The 18,231-nt window shown below is 69.7% G+C and carries 19 protein-coding genes and 1 tRNA gene; 2 read left to right on the forward strand and 18 right to left on the reverse strand.

Annotated features, from left to right (window positions below):
* The first annotated feature begins 5 nt into the window (after positions 1–5).
* Complete coding sequence (locus tag JIG36_RS42590; RefSeq protein WP_203382574.1) at positions 6–878, forward strand: ATP-binding protein; 873 nt, start codon at positions 6–8, stop codon at positions 876–878.
* Here JIG36_RS42590 and cysN read toward each other — a convergent pair.
* The 11 genes from cysN to JIG36_RS42645 form a co-directional block, all read right to left on the reverse strand.
* A complete protein-coding gene (gene cysN / locus JIG36_RS42595; protein ID WP_203382575.1) occupies positions 862–2,160 on the reverse strand; it encodes a sulfate adenylyltransferase subunit CysN in 1,299 nt (432 codons plus the stop codon). The two genes, JIG36_RS42590 and cysN, sit on opposite strands and share 17 nt — an antisense overlap.
* Positions 2,160–3,071 (reverse strand): sulfate adenylyltransferase subunit CysD, encoded by a 912-nt coding sequence (gene cysD / locus JIG36_RS42600; protein ID WP_203382576.1) that lies wholly within the window; start codon positions 3,069–3,071, stop codon positions 2,160–2,162. Before cysD ends, cysN begins: the two co-directional genes overlap by 1 nt.
* Positions 3,072–3,126: 55 nt before the next feature.
* A complete protein-coding gene (locus JIG36_RS42605; protein ID WP_203382577.1) occupies positions 3,127–4,017 on the reverse strand; it encodes a 3'(2'),5'-bisphosphate nucleotidase CysQ in 891 nt (296 codons plus the stop codon).
* A 19-nt stretch (positions 4,018–4,036) separates the two neighbouring features.
* Positions 4,037–5,545 carry a sugar transferase gene (locus JIG36_RS42610; protein ID WP_438870797.1) on the reverse strand — a complete coding sequence of 503 codons (1,509 nt, stop codon included), beginning with the start codon at positions 5,543–5,545 and terminating at the stop codon, positions 4,037–4,039.
* A gap of 612 nt (positions 5,546–6,157) precedes the next feature.
* A complete protein-coding gene (gene pth, locus JIG36_RS42615; RefSeq protein ID WP_203382578.1) occupies positions 6,158–6,745 on the reverse strand; it encodes an aminoacyl-tRNA hydrolase in 588 nt (195 codons plus the stop codon).
* A gap of 132 nt (positions 6,746–6,877) precedes the next feature.
* Entirely contained in the window at positions 6,878–7,513 is a 636-nt protein-coding gene (locus tag JIG36_RS42620; protein WP_203382579.1) for a 50S ribosomal protein L25/general stress protein Ctc, read from the reverse strand.
* A gap of 373 nt (positions 7,514–7,886) precedes the next feature.
* On the reverse strand, positions 7,887–8,867 hold the full coding sequence (locus JIG36_RS42625) for a ribose-phosphate diphosphokinase (protein ID WP_203382580.1): 981 nt from the start codon (positions 8,865–8,867) through the stop codon (positions 7,887–7,889).
* A gap of 238 nt (positions 8,868–9,105) precedes the next feature.
* Positions 9,106–10,566 carry a bifunctional UDP-N-acetylglucosamine diphosphorylase/glucosamine-1-phosphate N-acetyltransferase GlmU gene (gene glmU / locus JIG36_RS42630; protein WP_203382581.1) on the reverse strand — a complete coding sequence of 487 codons (1,461 nt, stop codon included), beginning with the start codon at positions 10,564–10,566 and terminating at the stop codon, positions 9,106–9,108.
* Positions 10,567–10,631: 65 nt separating this feature from the next.
* Positions 10,632–10,702: transfer RNA gene (locus tag JIG36_RS42635), tRNA-Gln, on the reverse strand.
* Between the two features lie 137 nt (positions 10,703–10,839).
* Positions 10,840–11,022, reverse strand: coding sequence for a hypothetical protein (locus tag JIG36_RS42640; protein ID WP_203382582.1), 183 nt, complete (start codon positions 11,020–11,022; stop codon positions 10,840–10,842).
* Positions 11,012–11,197 (reverse strand): hypothetical protein, encoded by a 186-nt coding sequence (locus tag JIG36_RS42645; protein WP_203382583.1) that lies wholly within the window; start codon positions 11,195–11,197, stop codon positions 11,012–11,014. The genes JIG36_RS42640 and JIG36_RS42645 overlap by 11 nt, the downstream gene beginning before the upstream one ends.
* Positions 11,198–11,440: 243 nt before the next feature.
* Between JIG36_RS42645 and JIG36_RS42650 the strand changes: the two genes are divergently transcribed.
* Positions 11,441–12,043 (forward strand): TetR/AcrR family transcriptional regulator, encoded by a 603-nt coding sequence (locus JIG36_RS42650; protein WP_203382653.1) that lies wholly within the window; start codon positions 11,441–11,443, stop codon positions 12,041–12,043.
* 30 nt (positions 12,044–12,073) lie between these two features.
* Here the strand turns inward: JIG36_RS42650 and JIG36_RS42655 are convergent, their stop codons facing one another.
* The 7 genes from JIG36_RS42655 to JIG36_RS42685 all read right to left on the reverse strand — a co-directional run bounded on the left by JIG36_RS42655 (position 12,074) and on the right by JIG36_RS42685 (position 18,219).
* Entirely contained in the window at positions 12,074–12,532 is a 459-nt protein-coding gene (locus JIG36_RS42655; RefSeq protein WP_203382584.1) for a DUF4383 domain-containing protein, read from the reverse strand.
* On the reverse strand, positions 12,532–13,008 hold the full coding sequence (locus tag JIG36_RS42660; protein WP_236049319.1) for a DUF4383 domain-containing protein: 477 nt from the start codon (positions 13,006–13,008) through the stop codon (positions 12,532–12,534). The genes JIG36_RS42655 and JIG36_RS42660 overlap by 1 nt, the downstream gene beginning before the upstream one ends.
* A 65-nt stretch (positions 13,009–13,073) precedes the next feature.
* Positions 13,074–14,888: an ABC-F family ATP-binding cassette domain-containing protein gene (locus tag JIG36_RS42665; RefSeq protein ID WP_203382585.1), complete on the reverse strand. Its 1,815-nt coding sequence runs from the start codon at positions 14,886–14,888 to the stop codon at positions 13,074–13,076.
* Positions 14,889–14,895: 7 nt separating this feature from the next.
* The gene (locus JIG36_RS42670; RefSeq protein WP_203382586.1) at positions 14,896–15,843 is read right to left on the reverse strand and encodes a 4-(cytidine 5'-diphospho)-2-C-methyl-D-erythritol kinase; all 948 of its coding nucleotides are present in this window, start codon (positions 15,841–15,843) and stop codon (positions 14,896–14,898) included.
* A complete protein-coding gene (locus JIG36_RS42675) occupies positions 15,840–16,415 on the reverse strand; it encodes a Uma2 family endonuclease (protein ID WP_203382587.1) in 576 nt (191 codons plus the stop codon). The genes JIG36_RS42670 and JIG36_RS42675 overlap by 4 nt, the downstream gene beginning before the upstream one ends.
* Entirely contained in the window at positions 16,412–17,299 is an 888-nt protein-coding gene (gene rsmA, locus JIG36_RS42680) for a 16S rRNA (adenine(1518)-N(6)/adenine(1519)-N(6))-dimethyltransferase RsmA (protein ID WP_203382588.1), read from the reverse strand. Before rsmA ends, JIG36_RS42675 begins: the two co-directional genes overlap by 4 nt.
* An 11-nt stretch (positions 17,300–17,310) precedes the next feature.
* Complete coding sequence (locus tag JIG36_RS42685) at positions 17,311–18,219, reverse strand: TatD family hydrolase (RefSeq protein WP_203382589.1); 909 nt, start codon at positions 18,217–18,219, stop codon at positions 17,311–17,313.
* Positions 18,220–18,231 lie beyond the last annotated feature (12 nt).

Consider the following 18,231-nt stretch of genomic DNA (forward strand, 5'->3'; position numbering starts at 1 on the left):
GCGGCATGTCCCTGAGCGCAGCGTGTCTGCCGACCAAGGAGTCCGCGGTGCATCTCGAATGCGATGTCGACGCGTCGGTGGTGCTGCTGACCGTCAGCGGCCTGTGGGATCGAACCCTGTGGAAACTCACCACCGAGCGTCTCCAGAAGTGCCTGGCCGAACACCCCGAGGCGCTGATCGTCGACCTCACCGATCTCGTCGACCCGACCGCACTCAGCGCCACCACCTGGATGGCCGCGCAGCGGTCGGCGGCGGCGATGATGCCCTCGGTCCAGCTCGCCCTCTGCATCCCGCCCGCCCTCCCGCTGGCCGACCGCATGCAGCGTCTCGGCGCCCGCGACTTCCTGCCCGTCTATGCCAAGGTGCGCCAGGCCCGGGTGGCCATCGCCAGCCGTCTGCCGCTCACCGAACGGCTCGTGCTGAGGCTGAACCCCGAACCCGAGGCGCCCAGCCTGGCCCGCAACCTGGTCAGCGACGCCTGCCAGGCCTGGGACCGGATCGAACTGCTGCACCCCGGCCGGTCGGTGATGTCCGAGATCGTCACCAACGCGATCGAGCACGCCGGCACCGAGATGACGGTCGTGGTCAGCCTGCGCGGGGCCGGCATCCACCTGAGCGTGGCCGACGGGGTCACCGATCCGCCGCATCAGATCAAACTGAGCCGCGTGAGGCGGGACCAGCCGCTCGACGAGCGCGGCCGCGGACTGCAGGTGGTCAGTGCGCTCGCGGTCGCCTGGGGCTCGCTCCCGACCCGTACCGGAAAGGTGGTCTGGGCGACCCTCCAGCCGCGCGTGAACCCCGCGCCCCGGCAGTCGCGGAACCGGGCCCCGCGACTGCCGTCGAGCGTGCGTAACGACGGGCCTACTGGGCCTCGATGATCATGCCGGCGCCGACCGTACGGTTGGTGCTCTCGTCGACCAGGATGAACCCGCCCGTCGTGCGGTTGCGGCGGTATTCGTCGGCCAGCAGCGGCACGGTCGTGCGCAGCCGCACCCGGCCGATCTCGTTGAGCTGAAGACCGTCGGCCTGCTCATCGCGGTGCAGGGTGTTGACGTCCAGCCGGTACTGGAGACCGCGGACCACCGTGCGGGCCGAGCGCGTGGTGTGCTTGATGGCGTATTTGGCGCCGACCCGCAGCGGGGCCGTCTCGTCCATCCAGCAGACCATCGCCTCGATGTCCTGGGCGACGGCGGGCGCGTTGTGCGGCCGGCAGATCATGTCACCGCGCGAGATGTCGATCTCGTCGTTGAGCCGCACCGTGACCGACATGGGCGGGAACGCCTCGTCGACCGGGCCGTCGGCGGTGTCGATGGCCGCGATCGTGCTGGTCATGCCCGAGGGCAGCACCATCACCTCGTCGCCCGGCTTGAGCACGCCCGAGGCGACCTGGCCGGCGTAGCCGCGGTAGTCGGTGACGGTCGTCGACTGCGGACGGATCACGTATTGCACCGGGAAGCGCACGTCGACCAGGTTGCGGTCGCTGGCGATGTGCACGTGCTCGAGGTGGTGCAGCAGCGACGGGCCGTCGTACCACGGGCTGTTCTCGCTGCGGGAGGCGATGTTGTCGCCGTTCAGCGCGGACACCGGGATGATCGTCAGGTCGGTGATCTCGAGCTTGGCCGCGAACGAGGTGAACTCGTCGGCGATCTTGTCGTAGACCGCCTTGTCCCAGTCGACCAGGTCCATCTTGTTGATGCACAGCACCAGGTGGGGCACCCGCAGCAGGCTGGTCAGGAACGCGTGGCGGCGGGACTGCTCGACCAGGCCCTTGCGCGCGTCGACCAGGATCAGCGCCAGGTCGGCGGTCGAGGCGCCGGTGACCATGTTCCGGGTGTACTGGATGTGCCCCGGGGTGTCGGCGATGATGAACTTGCGCTTCGGCGTCGCGAAGTAGCGGTAGGCCACGTCGATCGTGATGCCCTGCTCGCGCTCGGCCCGCAGGCCGTCGGTGAGCAGCGCCAGGTTCGTGTATTCGTCGCCGCGCGACGCGCTGGCCGCCTCGACTGCCTCCAGCTGGTCGGCGAAGATCGTCTTGGTGTCGTACAGCAGCCGGCCGATCAGGGTCGACTTGCCGTCGTCGACGCTGCCCGCGGTGGCGAACCGCAGCAGGTCCATGCGCGCGGAAGGCGCCGTCTCGTTCTCCAGGACGGCCTGACTCATCAGAAGTAACCCTCTCGCTTGCGGTCTTCCATCGCGGCTTCGCTGACCTTGTCGTCACCGCGGGTCGCACCCCGCTCGGTGATGCGGGTGGCGGCGACCTCGTCGATCACCTTGTCCACCGTGTCGGCCTCGGAGAGCACGGCGGCGGTCTGTGAGGCGTCGCCCACCGTGCGGTAGCGCACCCGGCGGACCTCGGAGGTCTCGCCGTCGCGCAGCCGGATGAACTCGTTGACCGCGTAGAACATCCCGTCGCGCTCGACAACCTCACGGTCGTGCGCGTAATAGATGCTCGGCAGCGGGATGCGCTCCTTGGCGATGTAGTGCCAGACGTCGAGCTCGGTCCAGTTGGACAGCGGGAACACCCGGATCGACTCGCCGGGATGGTGCCGCCCGTTGTAGAGCGCCCACAGCTCGGGCCGCTGGTTCTTCGGGTCCCACTGGCCGAACTCGTCGCGGAAGCTGAACATGCGCTCCTTGGCGCGCGCCTTCTCCTCGTCGCGCCGGGCGCCGCCGAACAGCGCGTCGAAGCGGTATTTCTCGACCGCGGCCAGCAGCACCGGGGTCTGGATCCGGTTGCGGGTGCCGTCGGGCAGCTCGCGCACGTGGCCGCTGTCGATCGCCTCCTGCACGCTGGCGACCACCAGGTTGAGCCCGAGCCCGGCGACGCGCTGGTCGCGGTATTCGAGCACCTCGGCGAAGTTGTGACCGGTGTCGACGTGCATGACCGGGAACGGGATGCGCGCCGGGGCGAACGCCTTCTCGGCGAGGCGCAGCATCACGATCGAGTCCTTGCCGCCCGAGAACAGCAGCACAGGACGCTCGAACTCGGCCATGACCTCACGCATGACGAAGATGCTCTCGGCTTCGAGAGCGTCCAGATGCGAGACGCGGTACGGCTTCGTCTGGCTCATCGGTGGTTACCCAGACCTTTCGGGGGGATTGCGGCCGTGTCGCCAAAGGCAACCGTCATTCTGACGGAAGGTGACGCTGCAACGCTGCAAGCAACCGAGGAGCGAGATCCTTACGGCACACCACCAGGTCCGGCAACTTAGGGTCGGCCTCGTTGTATTTCAGCTCAGAACCGTCGATTCGGCTAGCGTGCAGGCCAGTGGCCAACGCCACAGCGACCGGCGCCGCCGAATCCCATTCGTACTGGCCACCGGCGTGCACGTAGGCGTCGGCCTCGCCACTGATGACCGCGGCGATCTTGACGCCGGCCGATCCCATCGGCACCAGCTCGGCCCCGATCTCCTCGGCCAGCGCGGTCACGAAGGCCGGGGGCCGGGTGCGGCTGGCCGCGATGCGGATCGGGCCGCCGGTCGCCGCGTTCAACGGCAGGGGCGGGTAGGCCGGGGAGTGGTCGGTGGCGACCGTGCGGTGCTGGGCCGGCATCGCGACCGCGCCCGCGGCCAGGCAGGACGGGCTCGAGCAGTCGGCCGTCCAGAGCGCGACGTGCACGGCCCAGTCGGCCCGGCCCTCCTCGGAGAACTCGCGGGTGCCGTCGAGCGGGTCGATGATCCACACGCGGGAGGCGCCGAGACGCTCCGGCCGTACGGTGGTGTGTTCGCCCTCACGCCACGCGTCGCGGGCGTGGTCGTCCTCCTCGGAGAGCACCGCGTCGGCCGGGCGCCAGCGCGCCAGCTCGGCCCGCATGAGGTGGTGGGCGGCCTTGTCACCGGCGGCCTTGAGGGCCTTGCCGTCGGCGAAACCCATCTCGTCGCGCACCTGGAGCAGCGTCTGCCCCGCGCGGTCGGCCAGCCAGCGGGCGAAGGCCGCGTCGTTCACCGGCGGAACGCCGCCGTCACTACTCTCCCGGGGGGAGTTCACGCGCGCCGACGTCTCTGTCCGCTCGCCCATCTTCAGCAGCTCCTCTAAGTCAGTACGCCCCGGAGGAGCGAACCACTGCGGTCATGGTGCGCAACAGGATCACCAGATCCAAACTGAGGGTCCAGTTCTCCACATAGCGCAGGTCCAGCCTGACCGCTTCCTCCCACGGTAGATCGGAACGTCCGGATACCTGCCACAGCCCGGTCATACCCGGCTTGACCGCGAGCCGGCGTCGCACGTCGTCGGCGTACGCCGCTACCTCGGAGGGCAACGGCGGCCGCGGTCCGACCAGCGACATCTGCCCCAGCAGCACATTCAGCAGCTGCGGCAGCTCGTCCAGCGAGAAACGACGCAGGTAGTGGCCGACCCGGGTCACCCGCGGATCGTCACGGATCTTGAAGAGCACACCGTCGTGCTCGTTGAGATGCCTCAGCTCGGCGAGCCGCGCCTCGGCATCCACATACATGCTGCGGAACTTGAAGATGCGGAACAATCGACCGTCTCGACCGACCCGCACCTGACGAAAGAGTACCGGCCCCCGCGAAGTCATCCGCACAGCCAGTGCGACGGCAACCAGCAGCGGACCGAAGATCATCAATAGCAGCAGGGCCCCGAGCCGGTCGAACACCTCCTTGACCAGCCGCGAACCGCCATGCAGCCGGGGGTGCTCGACGTGCAGCATGGGCAGCCCGTCGAACGGCCGGATCGTGGTGCGCGCGCCCGCCACGTCGACCAGCGCGCTGGCGACCACGAGGTCGACCTCGTCGCGTTCCAGGCGCCAGGCCAGACGGCGTACGGCCGCGCCGTCGAGCTCGGGGCAGCTCAGGACCACCACCGTGTCCGCGTCGGCCTGCTCCACCGCGCCGGCGACGTCGTCGAACGTGCCGTAGACGGCCAGGCCCTGCGGCCCGCCCACCCCGACGCCGTCATGGCCGGGCGGCAGGCAGGCGCCCACCACCTCGAGCCCGTGATAGCGCTCGCGCCGCAGCTGGCGGGTCATGCCGATGACCGCGAGCTCGTGCCCGACCAGGATCACCCGGCGCATGCTGTCGCCGCGGGAACGGGTCAGGTGCAGGCGTTTGCGCAACGCGAAGCGCAGCACCACCGACGAGACGATCGCCGTCGGCAGGGCGGCCAGCACATAACCCCGGGCCAGATCGAGATCGAGTCCGTACGACACCACGGCGACCCCGGCGATCAGGCCGACCCCGCCGCGGAAGACCCGCTGGTATTCGTCCGTGCCGACGAAGAGATAACGGCGTTCGTACGCCCGGGAGACCGCGAGCACGGCCAGCAACAGCGCCGGCAGCAGGGCCGACAGGATCATGTACGCGAGGTTGTAGCTGGTCACCTCGTCGCCGAAGCGCAGTCCGAACGTGACCGCGCCGGCCGCCGTGCCCGCGAGCAGGTCGCAGAGCACCAGCGAGCGCACATAGCTGCGTTCCCAGCGCTGGCGGCGCGACATCGCCGCGTGCCGGCCGCGGACCCGCACGAAGGGACGGGTGGCGGGCCGGGTCGCGGCCGAACGGTTGGGGCGGTCCGACCAGTGCCGGTCCATCGCCCGGTTGCGGGCCGGATCGGTCCGGCCCTGGGTCGTCCGCGGCGGCGCGTTGTCCGGCCGCTCGGTGGTCTTGGGCGGACCCGCGTTCGGGCGCGTCGACGTGGTCGTTCCCGCGTTCGGGCGCGTCGACGTGGTCGTTCCCGCGTTCGGGCGCGTCGGCGTGGTCGCTCCGGCGTCCGGGCGCGTCGTCGGGGTCGCTCCGGCGTCCGGGCGCATCGTCGGGGTCGTGCCCGCGCCGGCCGGAGGTGGGCTCAGCGGGACGATCGGCGCCGGGATCTTCGTGCGCCGCGGGCCCTGGTTGGCCGGCGGGTGGTTGGCCCGGCCGTAGCCCTCGGGCGGGCGCACGGAACGCGTCCCCGGCCCGTATCCCTCGGGCGGATGCGCCGGCGGCCGCACCGGTCGGATCGCCGGCAACAGCACGGTGGGTTGCGAGAGCACCGCCTCTGTCGCGGACAGGTCCCGCCGCATCCCGCACCTCCCCCATCCCGCCGGTCATTCCGCACCGAAACGGTGCATACGTGTGACCAACGGTCGGACGGTCGAGAGCGTCACGGGATCGGTAGGCGGACAAAACCGCCCAAACGATCTATTTGTTTCGACCCCGGAAGATCAACCGCCGTGGTATTTGTTCTGCGCCCACTCCACGCCTTCGAGCACGACCGCCTCGACCACATCGGCCGCCCGGTCGACGAGAAACTCGAGCTCCTTGCGTTCCGCGCCGGAGAAGTCGGAGAGCACGTAGTCGGCCGCATCCTGCCGGCCGGGCGGGCGGCCGATCCCGAACCGCACCCGCGCGTACTCCTTGCTCGCCAAAGACTTCGACATGGACCGCAGCCCGTTGTGGCCACCCTCACCACCGCCACGCTTGGCCCGGATCTGCCCGTACGGCACATCAAGCTCATCGTGCACGGCGATCACGTTCGACACAGGCACTTTGAAGAACTGAGAGAGCGAGACCACAGGCGCGCCGGAGAGGTTCATATAGGTCAGCGGCTTGATCAGCACCAGCTTCGGCCCACCGAAGCCGAGCCGGCCCTCGGCCACCTCGGCGTGCGCGCGCTTCGACCGGCCGAACTTGGCGTCCACCCGGGACGCCAGCAGGTCGGCCACCATGAAGCCCACGTTGTGCCGGTTGCCGGCGTACTCCTTGCCCGGGTTACCGAGCCCGACCACCAGCCACGGCGACTCGTCGGTCACTGACGTTCCCCTCCAGACCCATCCAACCGCCCCGCCCGCCGCCCAAAACCGGACTGAAGGCCAACGCAATCCGGGGAAAGTGCCGCGATGGCACTTTCCCCGGTCACTGCTCGTACGCCGACTAGGCGAGGATCACTCCTCGGTGGAAGCAGCCTCTTCGCCGCCCTCGGCGGCGGTCTCTTCGCCACCCTCGGCGGTCTCGCCCTCGAGCTGCTCGGCGGTCTGCGCCTGCGAGACGATCGCGAGCACGAAGTCGGGCTCGACGGCCAGGTCGACACCCTTCGGCAGGGTGACGTCAGCCGCGGTGACCTGAGCGCCCGCCTCGAGGCCCTCGATGGACACCTCGAAGCCGGAGGGCAGGTGCATGGCCTCGGCGACCACGGCCAGGGTGGTCGACTCGTTGACGACCAGGGTGTTGCGGGCAGCCTCGCCGGTCAGCGTCACGGGGACGTCGACCTGGACCTTCTCGCCACGCTTCACGATGATCAGGTCGACGTGCTCGTAGGTGTCCTTGATCGGGTCACGCTGGATGGCCTTGGGCAGGGCCAGCGTGGTGCCCGACGCACCGTTGATGTCGATGGTGAAAACGGTGTTGAGTCCACCGTGCCGGATCGCGGCCGCGAACTCACGGGCCGGCAGCGCGATGTGCTGCGGCTTCTCGCCGTGGCCGTAAAGCACGGCGGGCACGAGACCGGCCCGGCGCGTGCGGCGGGCACCACCCTTGCCGAACTCGGTGCGGGGCTCGGCGCTGATCTTTACCTCGGACACGGGGAAACTCCTGAAACTCTTCGATCGGGCTGCGACTAAGTCGGCGTGCGTACGGTCCGGCAGTGTGTGGAAATCGGCCGCCGTCGGTGCTGGAGGCCGTCGTCGGCGCTGCCGGGCAAGGGGGCGCGCTGGGCACAGGCCCGGAGCACCGCGTCGATCACGGTGCCCCCGAGCGGCTGCGAACCTCAGCAGACCGCGGGGCACCCTCGCCGTGGCAACCGCACTAGCTTACCTGCTGCACGCGCGCACGACTCAGCGGGTCCGCCTTGCTCCGGCAGTGCGCGAAAAACTTCACTCTCTCGATGCAACTTGCATCGAGGATCTCCGGATCAAGGCGCCCCAAACCCGACATCAGCGCAGTTTTTGCTGCCCGTCAGCTCAGACCGCCGAACAGGGTGGTGACCGATCCGTCGTCGAAGACCTCGCGGATCGCCCGGGCCAGCAGCGGCGCGATCGACAACACGGTGATCTTGTCGAGCCGCTTCTCGGCCGGCAACGGCAGGGTGTTGGTCACCACGAGCTCGCTGATCCGGCTGTTCTTGAGCCGCTCGGTCGCGGGGTCGGAGAGCAGGGCGTGGGTCGAGGCGACGATCACGTCGGCCGCTCCCTCGTCCCACAGGATGTCGGCCGCCTTGGTGATCGTGCCGCCGGTGTCGATCATGTCGTCGACGATCAGGCAGACCCGGCCCTCGACCTCGCCGACCACGCGGTTGGCCACGACCTGGTTGGGCTTGAGCGGGTCACGGGTCTTGTGGATGAACGCCAGCGGGCAGCCGCCCAGCCGGTCGGTCCAGCGCTCGGCCACGCGCACCCGGCCCGAGTCGGGCGCCACCACGGTCATCGGCCGGCCGGCGTACTTCTTCTGCACGTGCTCGGCCAGGATGTCCATCGCGAACAGGTGGTCGACCGGGCCGTCGAAGAAGCCCTGGATCTGCGCGGTGTGCAGGTCGACGGTGAGGATGCGGTTGGCGCCCGCGGTCTTGAGCAGGTCGGCGACCAGGCGGGCCGAGATCGGCTCGCGGCCGCGGTGCTTCTTGTCCTGCCGCGAATACGGGTAGAACGGCAGGACGACGGTGATCCGCTTGGCCGAGCCCCGCTTCAGGGCGTCGATCATGATCAGGGTCTCCATGACCCAGCGGTTCACGCCCTCGGTCATCGACTGCACGACGAACGCGTCCGAGCCGCGTACGGAGTCCTTGAAGCGGACGAAGATCTCACCGTTGGCGAACTCGTACGAGTCGGCCGGGGTCGGGGCCACGCCGAGCACCTGGCCGATCTCTTCCGCCAGCTCCGGGAAACCCCGACCGGAGAAAAGCATCAGAGACTTACGGTTCTCCGCGACGATGCTGCCCATCGGCTCGCTACTCCCGTTGGATCGAGGGGGTGGGGATGTAATCGGAGTGAAGTATCCCCCTAGGCCACCGCGGCGCCACTTTCCGAGGCCACCGCGTGGGATGCCTCACCCCCGCCGGAACATTCCAGCTCAGGCGCGGTCACCTCACCGGTCACCGGCTCCGGCCCGCCACTGTCGGATACCCGGCAGTGGCCTTGTGTCCATCTCCAGCTAACCCCACCCCGCCCGGATCCGCGCGTTACTCGGCGGTGCTGACCTCGCCGCCGGTGTCTTTCTCGGCGATCGCCTTCTCGGCCGCCGCAGCCGAGACCGTGCCGGCCCGCTTGCGCGCGACCCAGCCCTCGACGTTGCGCTGCGGCGCCCGGGTCACGCCCAGGCTGCCCGCCGGCACACCCTTCTGGATGGCGCTGCCGGCCGCAACATAGGCCCCCGGCTCGATCTCGACCGGCGCGATGAGCACGGTGTCGGAACCCACGAACGCGGCCTCGCCGACCTTGGTGTGGTGCTTGTTGACGCCGTCGTAGTTGGCGAAGATCGTGCCCGCGCCGATGTTCGACTTCGCACCGATGGTGGCGTCACCCACGTACGACAGGTGGGGGACCTTGGCGCCGTCGCCCAGCTCGGCGTTCTTGGTCTCGACGAAGCCGCCGACCTTGGCCTTGCGACCCAGGCGGGTGCCCGGGCGCAGGAACGAGAACGGCCCGACGGTCGCCTCGGCCCCGATCTCGGCGCCGATCGAGTGGGTGCGCAGCACCACCGCGCCCGCGCCGACCGTGGTGTCGATCAGCGTCGAGTCGGGCCCGACGATCGCACCCGCGGCCACCGTGGTCGAGCCCAGCAGCTGCGAGTTCTGGTCGATCTCGGCGTCCGGTTCGAGCGTCACGGTGACGTCGATCCAGGTGGTCGCCGGGTCGAGGATCGACACTCCCGAGCGCATCCAGGCCTCGTTCACCCGGTCGCGCAGCAGCGCCCGCAGGCCCGCCAGCTCGGCCCGGTCGTTACAGCCCAGCGTCTCGTCGGCGTCGGGGGCCACGAACACCCCGACCGGGTGACCGACCGAGGCCATGATCCCGAAGACGTCGGTCAGGTATTCCTCACCCTGATCGTTGTCGGTCGACAGCTTCAACAGCGCCTCGCGCAGCGACGCCAGGTCGAAGGCGTAGATGCCGGCGTTGATCTCGCGGATCGCCCGCACCTCGGCCGAGGCGTCGCGCTCCTCGACGATCTTCTCGAGGTTGCCGGCGCCGTCGCGCACGATGCGGCCCAGGCCGACGGGGTTGTCGACCTCGGCCGCCAGCACGGTCGCGCCCCGGGCGCCGGACTCGTGGGCCTCGATCAGGCTCGCCACGGTCTCGGCCCGCAGCAACGGCACGTCGCCGTTGAGCACCACCACGGTGCCGGCGGCGTCGGAGACCGACTCGAGAGCGATCCGCACGGCGTGACCGGTGCCGTTCTGCTGCGCCTGCAGAACCGGAGTGGCGGCCGGCGCGACCTCGGTCAGGTGGGCCTCGACCTGGTCGGCCTTGTGCCCCACGACCACAATCGTCTGCTCGGCACCGGCCGAGGACGAGGCGGTGAGCACGTGCCCGAGCAGCGTGCGGCCGAGCATCGAGTGCAGCACCTTGGGCGTGGCGGACTTCATCCGCTTGCCCTCACCGGCGGCAAGGACGACAACGGTACGACGAGGGGTCTGACTCACGCGGTACTCCAGTGTTCGCAGTAGTCACTCAGACGGGCGGCGACGACTCAACCGCAGACAGACTGCTCCCGGAAGAGGATTCGAACCCCTATAAACGGCACCAAAAGCCGCGGTCCTACCATTAGACGATCCGGGACCATCACGGACATCTCCCCCACGGGGCCATGTCCACCGGTCACATCTTAGCGGCACCCGGTCAATCCCTTTCGCCACCGCCGAGCCCCGCGCGACACCGTGGAGTCAGAGTGCGGCGCGGGGCAGTCGGCATGCCGCTCAGGCGGCGTTGGGCAGCGGCACAGCCCGTTGCCGCGCCGCCTCGCGCTCGTAACCCGCTACCGCTTTCTCGTCACCTCGGCGGCGGGCCATCGCAGCCAGCTTGTCGTAGATCTGCGCGGTTTCTTCCTGCGACTGGCGCGCATGTTCGTGCAACTGAGCGCGCACCTCATCAAGCGTCATCGACATCCCCTAGTCGCTCGTCAAGTCGGCCAAGCATACGACTGGTCGCAACCAACCTCTCGAGATAGAACCGCTCGTTCGCTCGATAGTTGTCGATCAGCGACCAGTCGCTCTCCATCTGGCTGAAGAGCTCGATCCGGTTGAACTGAAACTCCTCACGCTCGCTCGGCGTCACGCTGCTTCCCCGTTGCGTCTTGCATCATCACCATGTACCTACATAAGCACGTCCCGACGCAGAGTTGTAAGCCTGAAAATATGCCAACCATGGATGCGGGGATCCGTACTAAGCCGAAGGTGCGACCACAGTTGCGGGACGATGGGATCAGGACAGAACTGGCAGGATGGCTGGGTGACGGATCCAGACGACGCCACGGGCAGACCACGCCGCACGCGGCCCGCGACAACTCCCCGGGTCCGCATGTCGGCCGCGCAGCGCCGCGAACAACTGATCGCAATCGGCCGCCAGCTCTTCGCCGAGCGGGGCTACGACGCGACCAGTGTGGAAGAGGTCGCGGCCCGGGCCAAGGTGTCGAAACCGGTCGTCTACGAGCACTTCGGCGGCAAGGAAGGCCTCTACGCGGTGGTCGTCGACCGCGAAGTCCGCGCACTGCTCGACCGCATCGCGGCCGCGCTGACCGCGGGTCACCCGCGCGAACTGCTCGAACAGGCGGCGCTGGCTCTGCTCGACTACATCGAGGAGGAGCCGCACGGCTTCCGGGTGCTGGCCCGCGAGTCGCCGGTGCTGGCCCCGGCCGGCACCTTCTCCAGCGTCATGAACGACGTGGCGCACCAGGTGGAACACATCCTGGGCGCCGAGTTCAAGACGCGCGGCCTCGACCCCAAGCTGGCCGAGCTGTATTCGCAGGCGCTCGTGGGCATGGTGGCCCTGGTCGGCCAGTGGTGGCGCGAGGCGAAGAAGCCGAAGAAGGAGACCGTCGCCGCCCACCTGGTCAACCTGGCGTGGAACGGCCTGTCCCACCTCGAGGCGAAGCCCACCCTGCTCACCCGCAAGACCCGCTGAGGAAAGCGCCGGCGGCGCCGTCGAGCGGCGTCAGCGGGGCAGGTGAGCGGCTTCCGCCTCGTGCCGCGCGTCGTCCGAGCTGCCGGTCTTGGCATACAGCCCGGCCGTCAGCACGATCAGCCCGACCACGGTCAGCACGACCACGTTGACCATCGAGAAGTTGAAGACGTTGGCGTCGGTCTGGATCACGGCCATCACGACCATGGCCCAGGCCGGGATCCCCCAGCCGAGCACGAGCGCGACCTGGTGGTAGAGGTTGCGGCCGACGACCACCGCGGCCAGCAGCACCAGCCCCACGAGCAGGCTGATCCAGGCCGTGGCCGGATTCGTGCGCAGCCCCAGCACCCAGTCGGCGCCGCGGTGAAAGAACGGCTCCCCCGCCGTCACGCCGAGGCCGATGGCGCCGAACAGCGTCACATAGACCGCGGCGAGGAAGGCGAGGAAGCGGTAGAGGGGACGCAGAGGGTGGTTGAGGGGGTAGTGCGCCATCAGGCGGTACGGCCCTCCCGCACCTGCCGCGGCGCGCCGGCCTGCGACTGCGGGGCGACCTTGCCGTACAGGCTGGCCAGGATCAGGATCAGGCCCACCAGGTAGGTCACCACGACGGCCGACATGCTGAAGCCGAACAGGTTGGCGTCGGTGCGGTTGGTCGACAGCTCGTAGCTGCCCACGACCAGCAGCGCCCAGCCCAGGTATTTGTTGGCGGCGACGTCGATGTTGCGGCCCAGCGCGTTGGTGGCCAGCACCAGGATGCCGACGACGAGCGCGACGATCGACCAGAGCATGTTGGTCTCCTGGCCGAGCACCCGCACGCCGGTGACGCCGGTGAAGCTCTCGCCCGAGGTCTGGATCATCCCGATGATCCCGAACACGACCATGTAGGCGCCCGCGACCAGGGCGAGCGCGCGGTAGAGAGGCCGCAGCGGGTGGTTGACCGGGGTGTGCGCCATGGTGTCCGTCTCCAAGGTCAGGTGTTGTACCCGCCGATTCTCGCGTATTGCCCCCAAGCGGCGCAGGCACACCCCCCGGATCAGTTTCCGGGCACCCGCTCGGCCAGCTCCAGCCAGGCCTCCTCGACCTCGGCCCGCTCCTGCTGAACGGCCTTGAGCTGCGCGTCGTACTCCATGATCTTGTCGTAGTCGCTGCCGTGCTCGGCCAGCTTCTCGTTGATCTTGACGATGCGCTCCTCGAGCTTGCCCAGCTGCCGCTCCAGCCGGGTCAGATCCTTGCGAGCCTGGCGTACCTCGGCCGCCGACAGGCCACTGGCGCTTTCCGCAAGATCAGACCCGGTTTCCCGTACGGCGGAGGAAAGCGTGCCGCCGGAGGTTCCCCGCGCCGCCGCCCGCTCGAGGTATTCGTCGATGCCACCCGGCAGATGCACCAGGCGCCCGTCGCCGAACATGCCGTAGGCCGTGTCGGTGACCCGTTCGACCAGGTAGCGGTCGTGGCTGGCGACGATCATCGTGCCCGGCCAGGAGTCGAGCAGGTCTTCCAGCGCGGCCAGGGTGTCGGTGTCGAGGTCGTTGGTCGGCTCGTCGAGCAGCAGCACGTTGGGCTCGGTGGCGAGCAGGCGCAACAGCTGCAACCGGCGCCGCTCACCACCCGACAAGTCGCTGACCGGCGTCCAGATGCGCTTGTCGGTGAAGCCGAACACCTCGGCCAGCTGACCCGCGGAGAGCTCCCGGTCGCCCAGCTTGACCCGCTTGGCGACCTCTTCGACCGCCTCGAGCAGGCGCAGGTCGCCCGGCAGCTCCTTCAGTTCCTGGGAGAGGAATGCCGCGCGGACCGTCGACCCGGTGACCAGGCGGCCGCCGTCGGCCGTGGTGATGCCCGCCAGCAGCCGCAGCAGCGTCGTCTTGCCGGCGCCGTTGGCGCCCAGGATGGCGAACCGGTCGCCCGGCCCGACCTGCCAGGTCAGCCCCTCGAGGATGCTCTTGGGTCCGGCGTGCAACGTCACGTCTTCGAGGTCGTAGACCTGCTTGCCCAGCCGGGAGGTGGCCAACCGCTGCAGGCTGACCTTGTCGCGCACCGGCGGGACATCGGCGATCAGCGCGTTCGCGGCGTCGATGCGGAACTGCGGCTTCGACGTGCGGGCGGGCGGGCCCCGGCGCAGCCAGGCGATCTCTTTGCGCAGCAGGTTCTGCCGGCGGGCCTCGACCACGGCGGCGACACGCTGCCGTTCGGCGCGGGCCAGCGTCCAGGCCGCGTAACCACCCTCGTACGTGTGGACCTGCTCGTCGGCGACCTCCCACGTGGCCGTGCAGACGGCGTCGAGGAACCAGCGGTCGTGGGTGACGACGACGAGGCCGCCGCGACGGGTGAGCAGGTGACGGGCCAGCCAGTCGACGCCGGCGACGTCGAGGTGGTTGGTGGGCTCGTCGAGGATCAGAAGATCGCTTTCCCGTACGAGCAGGGCCGCGAGCGCCACCCGCCGGCGCTCACCACCCGACATCGGCCCGACCGGGGTGTCGAGACCCAGGTGGGGCATGCCGAGCCCGTCGAGGATGGCGCGCACCCCGGCGTCACCGGCCCACTCGTGCTCGGCGCCCATGCCCTGGGCCAGCCAGGCCGTGCCGAGCACGACGTCGCGCACGGTCAGGTCGCCGTCCAGGACGAGCGCCTGAGGCAGGGTGGCGACCCGCAGGTCGCGACGGTGGGTGACGCGGCCGGAGTCGGGTTCCTCGCTCTTGGCGAGCAGCCGCAGAAGGGTCGACTTGCCGGCGCCGTTGAGGCCGACGATGCCGATGCGGGCATCGTCGTCGAGCCCGAGAGAGACGTCGGTGAGAAGCTGGCCGGCGGCGCCGTAGCCCTTGCTGACCCGGTCCAGGTTGATGATGTTCGCCACGATGGCTCTAGGTTACCCGCGCGCCCGGCATCGGGCCCCGGGCGGTGACCGCCTCGCGGCACACCCCGGCGGCGTTGAGCCCGGCCGCGACCTGGCCCGCGTGGGCGGCGTCGGTGGCCAGGAACACACAGGTGGGGCCGGAGCCGGAGACCAGGCCGGTGACCGCGCCCGCCTCGCTGCCGGCCTTGAGCACGTCGGCCAGCTCGGGCCGCAGCGCGAGCGCGGCCGCCTGGAGGTCGTTGCCCAGAGCGGCCGCGAGCACCTCGGGGTCGCGCTGGCGCAGCGCGGCCATCAGATCGTCGGGCCCGTCGAGGGCCTTGGGCGGCCAGGAACCGGCCCGCAGGTCGTCGAGCTTGCGATAGACCTCGGGGGTGGACAGGCCGCCATCGGCGATCGCGACCACCCAGTGCCACGTGGTGGGCCGGGCCAGGATCGGGCTGATCGCCTCGCCGTGGCCCGTGCCGAGGGCGGTGCCGCCGTGGAGCAGGAACGGGATGTCGGAGCCGAGCGTGGCGCCCACCTCGGCCAGTTCCTCGCGGGTGAGCCCGGTGCCCCACAGCAGGTCGCAGGCGATCAGGGTGGCGGCGGCGTCGGCGCTGCCCCCGGCCAGCCCGCCGGCCAGCGGGATCGACTTGCGCAGGTGCAGCCGCGCATAGGCCGGCACCCGGGCCCGCGCGGCCAGCGCCTTGGCCGCCCGCATGATCAGGTTGGTCTCGTCGAGCGCGAGCGTGCCCGTGCCCTCGCCCTCCATGGTCAGGGTGAGCGTGTCACCCGCCCGGGCAGTGAGCTCGTCGAACAGGCTGATCGCGTGATAGACGGTGTTGAGCTCGTGAAAGCCGTCGGCCCGCAACGGCCCCACACCGAGATGCAGATTGATCTTCGCGGGCACCCGGACACGCACGGGCCCGTGATGCCGGCGCGGCTCGTCGTCGTCCGGTCCCCAGGCTTCGGTCACGGAGTGATGTCCCCGATCGGCAACTTGATCTCGAACGGCGCGCTCAGCACCAGCTCAATATCCGAATCCGCGACCAGCTCGTATCGATCGCCGACCAGGTCATAGGCGAAGACGTGGATCGGCTCCTGCTCGACACGCCAGTAATGGCGAATTCCGGCCGCGGCGTACTCGGCCGGTTTCTCGAGACGATCGCGCCTCTTCGTGCCGGGCGACACAACTTCGACCACGAGGACAACTTTGTGGGCCTTCGAGTAGTGCCGCTTGCCTTCGACCTCCGCATCCACCAGAAGCACATCCGGCTCGAAGGTGGTGTCCAGGCTCAGCGCAACACCGGTCGCCATGCTGGCGCGCAACCCCTCAGGGGTGCGCTGTCGCAGCCAATGCCACAGCAGGCCGACGATGTCTTGATGATCATAGGTGGGGGAAGGAACCACGATCATGACTCCGTCGCTGAGCTCGACGCGTGGAGCGTCATCGGGGAGAGCGAGCACATCTTCAACGGTGTGGTCAGCGAGACGCTGCCGGAGCGGATCGGGCGACCACATGACATGACCGGCCGGTTCTGCGGTCATGAGTCCACCTCCTCGGGCTGCGTGTCGGACGGGCTGAGCTTACCGCCGGGAGGCGACAGTTTGGCCGCGGCCGCGATCGCCACGAACTGCTCGACGGTCAGTGACTCGCCGCGTGCCTGTGGGCTGATCCCGGCCGCCACCAGCACCTCCTCGGCCCGGGCGGCGCCACCGGCCCACCCGGCCAAGGCCGCCCGCAGGGTCTTGCGGCGCTGGGCGAAGGCCGCGTCGACCACCGCGAACACCGCCGATCGATCGATGTCACCCGGAGGAGTGCGCCGGGTGAAGGCGACCAGCCCCGAATCCACATTGGGCACCGGCCAGAAAACGGCCGGGGGCACCTTTCCGGCCGCACGGGCGTCGGCATACCAGGCCAGCTTCACCGAAGGGACGCCGTACACCTTGGAACCGGGACCCGCGACGAGCCGATCGGCCACCTCTTTCTGCACCATGACCAGGCCCCCACGCAGGCTGGGCAGCTCGGCCAGCAGGTGCAGCACGACCGGGACGGCCACGTTGTAGGGCAGGTTGGCCACCAGCATCGTCGGCGCCGGGTCGAAGTCACCGCCCCGCACGTGCAGGGCATCCGCGTTGTGCACGGTCAGGTGAGCCGCCGTGACCGTGGCGGGCAGTGCCTCGGCCAGCCGCGGGTCGATCTCGACCGCGTGCACGTGCTTCACGGCGCCGGCCAGCCCCAGCGTGAGCGACCCCAGACCCGGCCCCACCTCGAGAGCGACGTCGTCGGGGGTGAGCCCGGCCGCGGCCACGATGCGCCGGATCGTGTTCGGGTCGTGCAGAAAGTTCTGACCGAGCTTCTTCGTGGGGGCCACACCCAGCCGGGCGGCCAGTTCCCGGATCTCCGCCGGGCCGAGAAGTGCGTCAGCCATGGGTTCCAAGCCTAGTCGGGAGCCTGATGCCAGGGACCGAAGACCCGGTCACCGTTCGCCGAGATCGCGGCGCACAGCGCGTCGACGTCATCACCCCTGGTCGCGGCCAGGGCCCGTACGGTCAGGGGGATCAGGTAGGAGGCGTTGGGGCGGCCCCGGTGCGGCATCGGGGTCAGGTAGGGCGCGTCGGTCTCCACCATGATCTGCTCGGCCGGGGTCAGGGCGGCCGCCTCACGCAGGTTGCCGGCGCTGGCGAAGGTCACCGTTCCGGCGAAGCTGAGATGGAAGCCCCGGCGCACGCACTCGGCCGCGAATTCGGCGTCGCCGGAGAAACAGTGCATGACGACCGTTTCCGGGGCGCCCTCCTCGTCGAGCACCCGCAGCACGTCGGCGTGGGCGTCCCGATCGTGGATGATCAGCGCCTTGCCGTAGCGCTTGGCGATCGCGATGTGCCCCCGGAAGCTCGCCTCCTGGGCCGCGCGGCCCTCTTCCCCCGTACGGAAGGTGTCGAGGCCGGTCTCCCCGATCCCCCGCACCCGGGGCTCGGCCGCGAGCGCCTCGATCACGCGCAACGACTCGTCCAGGTCGGACAGCAGCGGCGCCTCGTTCGGATGCAGCGCGACCGCGGCCAGCACCGACGGGTGGCGCGCGGCCAGCTCGGCCCCCCAGCGCGACGACGGCTCGTCCACTCCGACCTGGACGATCCGGTCGACGCCGGCCTTCGCGGCCGCGGTGATCAGGGCTTCGGCCGGGTCGGCGTCGCCCCCGGGCACACCGGCCTCCTGGACGGTCAGGTCCAGGTGGGTGTGGCTGTCGAAGACCGGCACGGCGAGCGGCTCGGGGGCGGCGGGAAACTCGCCCGCCCGGCGGCGCGCCTTCTCCCGCCGGGATTCCGAAGGTGACGTTGGCATGTGAGACATTCTGCACTTCGA

Source organism: Paractinoplanes ovalisporus, from assembly GCF_016834655.1.
In the GTDB taxonomy this organism is placed as follows: domain Bacteria; phylum Actinomycetota; class Actinomycetes; order Mycobacteriales; family Micromonosporaceae; genus Actinoplanes; species Actinoplanes ovalisporus.

Coding starts and splice junctions, on each gene's coding strand:
- cysD (WP_203382576.1), bottom strand. CDS start 3,071: ATGAGCCAGACGAAGCCGTACCGCGTCTCGCATCTGGACGCTCTCGAA.
- JIG36_RS42655 (WP_203382584.1), bottom strand. CDS start 12,532: ATGGCGCACTACCCCCTCAACCACCCTCTGCGTCCCCTCTACCGCTTC.
- JIG36_RS42640 (WP_203382582.1), bottom strand. CDS start 11,022: ATGACGCTTGATGAGGTGCGCGCTCAGTTGCACGAACATGCGCGCCAG.
- rsmA (WP_203382588.1), bottom strand. CDS start 17,299: ATGGCTGACGCACTTCTCGGCCCGGCGGAGATCCGGGAACTGGCCGCC.
- JIG36_RS42675 (WP_203382587.1), bottom strand. CDS start 16,415: ATGACCGCAGAACCGGCCGGTCATGTCATGTGGTCGCCCGATCCGCTC.
- JIG36_RS42625 (WP_203382580.1), bottom strand. CDS start 8,867: ATGGGCAGCATCGTCGCGGAGAACCGTAAGTCTCTGATGCTTTTCTCC.
- JIG36_RS42610 (WP_438870797.1), bottom strand. CDS start 5,545: ATGGACCGGCACTGGTCGGACCGCCCCAACCGTTCGGCCGCGACCCGG.
- JIG36_RS42605 (WP_203382577.1), bottom strand. CDS start 4,017: ATGGGCGAGCGGACAGAGACGTCGGCGCGCGTGAACTCCCCCCGGGAG.
- JIG36_RS42650 (WP_203382653.1), top strand. CDS start 11,441: ATGTCGGCCGCGCAGCGCCGCGAACAACTGATCGCAATCGGCCGCCAG.
- JIG36_RS42685 (WP_203382589.1), bottom strand. CDS start 18,219: ATGTCTCACATGCCAACGTCACCTTCGGAATCCCGGCGGGAGAAGGCG.
- cysN (WP_203382575.1), bottom strand. CDS start 2,160: ATGAGTCAGGCCGTCCTGGAGAACGAGACGGCGCCTTCCGCGCGCATG.
- JIG36_RS42590 (WP_203382574.1), top strand. CDS start 6: ATGTCCCTGAGCGCAGCGTGTCTGCCGACCAAGGAGTCCGCGGTGCAT.